Here is a 2,319-nt window from a genome sequence, read left to right on the forward strand (position 1 = left end):
CACCTTTCTTCGAGTTTTAACTTTTTGGCATAAATTCACGAACGGTTATAAATTGAAAATTCGGACTATATTTATGCAATGCTAATGATAATGGACGTAGATCTTGAAAGAAAAGCGAAAAGGCTTTTATTGCGGAGAGGTTATTGAGACGTGGGGCACTATTGCAGAATTTGCGGAAGAACACGGCCTAATGAGAAATTTTCAGGGAAAGGCCATCGAAATCATATTTGTAAAGACTGTTCACGTAGAAAAAAGAAGAAAAACGATAAAAATGAAAAGGATAGATTATCAGCCGATCTCAAATCATTACTCGCTTCAATGCCGCCGCCTTCGTGGGACATTGATACGGTTAATTTTGAACGTTTTGTCAATGCTTGTGAACAAAATGATGCAGATAAAAGTGACGACGAGGATCTGCCTTTTTGAAAGGAGGAACGATTAATGACGGACAACGTGGATGCGAAGACAAAAGTGGCGCTGCTCGATGCGCTAGGAAACGCAAAGCGTTTTACACAAAAATTACAGGAACGAAAAGAGAAACAGCTTTGGAAAAAAGTTGAGTTTCCGTGCAGCCTTTATGACGCCTTGAGCCGATTGACAAAGAATGAGCTGGATCAAATACGGCGGAATTATCAGTTCAAAGGGCTAAGTGCGCTTAAGAAAGCGGAATTGGCTTCAGAACTTTCCAAATCAATACCGATAACTTTCAAGATGATCGTAGACCTGCTTGATCAAGACAGGTATGACCGGATTAAAAAGATTGTCAAGCATTCCGGGGTGATTGCTGACAATGGTCTGTCGCTTGCTACAGTAGAAACGTATATGAGCTATAGTCTCCTGTTCCCTGGTATTACAGGGCGCAAGCGGGTGCTGTTTATGCCGACTGAGTTAATCGGCGTGTTTGAGTCACATGACGACGGCGAATTAAGAGCAAAGGTTCGGCGAAATACGGAGTGGATTCAACTAGCGCATGGACTGCTGCATTACTTTGGTGTGATGGATATATGGCATCTGATGCAGAAGATTGAAGAGCTCACAGAGAAGCCAGTTGATCGCGTCGATTTTTTGCATGTGCTGCATGCTTCCTGTGATTTCTACAAAGCGATCTGCCCGACCTCGTTTGGCTTTCGAGACAGCCGCGTTTTTGATGCAGAGAAGATTTTAGATGAACAGCACGCACGTCCGGATGTGGACGACTATCCGTTTACGAAAAGTCAACTGATGCGAGCCGCTGATCCGAATGACGTGGACGAAACCCCTCAGATCAACGCGCTCATGAACTTTTTGGTCAGCGAATATCACATTTCTGATCAGGAACGAACAGAGCTCATCAAACAAATTATCGCCATCATTCAAACGGATGCGAACCCGTCGAAGGTGATTCAATTTCTGCAGACACGAATGGATTTTCCTTCTTTCGCGTTCGTACAGGCGTTATTGGCTAAAGTCACCGATGTATACAATCACACCCGTCAAGGCGTGTTAAAGGGGCATACGCCGCATGAAGTGTTTCAAAAAGAGAAGCGGCATTTGAAACCAGTGCCTGATCAACCGCTTGCGCCAATTCGTTCCCAAACGCCGATCTTCGGCAAGCCGTCAACGAGCAATACGACGACTCATCACAAAGTTGGTCGCAATGATCCTTGTCCTTGCGGCAGCGGCAAAAAATATAAAAAGTGCTGCGGGCGATCATGAAGGCAATACGAATGGGCAAAAAATTGAGCAGTCATCTCTTCACGGGGATGGCTGCTCAATTCATTTGGTTTACCATTTGTGACTGAGATGTTCGCGAAAATTTCTATGTGTGATCGCAATCGTAGAAGAAGGTACTGAATGGTTTGTGGATATGCGTGACGTGGAGGCTGCGGATGCCGGATCCGATGTTTCATCACGATCCGGACGGTTTCACTTTTGTTAAACGTGCACGCTAGTGAACTTGCTTCAAGCTTCTGATTTCGCCTTCCTGAGCAATTGAGCGTAACGATAAAGTGGCTAGAATTTCCGCATGTTCATCCATTTTCCCACTAAGTGTGGTGATGCCTTCGGAGTTCTTAACCACCTGTTCTTGGACGCCATCGACTTTTCGTTCAATGCGATCCAAACGCTTGTCAACACCAGACAGATGTTCATTGATGTGAATTAAGCGGCCATCAATATGATCCAAACGTTTGTCAACGCCAGACAGATGTTCATCAATGCGATCCAAACGATCATCCATTCTATCGAACTTGTGGTCGACTTGGACAAGTTTTTGGTCCATTGCATCAAACTTGTGATCCATTGCGTCGAACCTTTGGTCGACTTGGACAAGTTTTTGGT

2 protein-coding genes are annotated in these 2,319 nt (G+C 44.6%); one reads left to right on the forward strand and one right to left on the reverse strand.

Features of this window, described 5'->3' with window-relative positions:
- Positions 1–441: 441 nt before the first annotated feature.
- The gene (locus AA84_RS0112285; RefSeq protein WP_028977446.1) at positions 442–1,695 is read left to right on the forward strand and encodes a YecA family protein; all 1,254 of its coding nucleotides are present in this window, start codon (positions 442–444) and stop codon (positions 1,693–1,695) included.
- A gap of 232 nt (positions 1,696–1,927) precedes the next feature.
- On the opposite strand, the gene AA84_RS0112290 is transcribed toward AA84_RS0112285, so the two are convergent.
- A partial coding sequence (locus AA84_RS0112290; protein WP_028977447.1) for a hypothetical protein occupies positions 1,928–2,319 on the reverse strand: 392 nt, incomplete at its 5' end.

The sequence above is a fragment of the Sporolactobacillus terrae DSM 11697 genome, assembly GCF_000648615.1.
Lineage (GTDB): Bacteria > Bacillota > Bacilli > Bacillales > Sporolactobacillaceae > Sporolactobacillus > Sporolactobacillus terrae.

Bases quoted from the DNA above. Each gene is read 5' to 3' on its own strand.
- AA84_RS0112285 (WP_028977446.1), top strand. From the start codon at position 442: ATGACGGACAACGTGGATGCGAAGACAAAAGTGGCGCTGCTCGATGCG.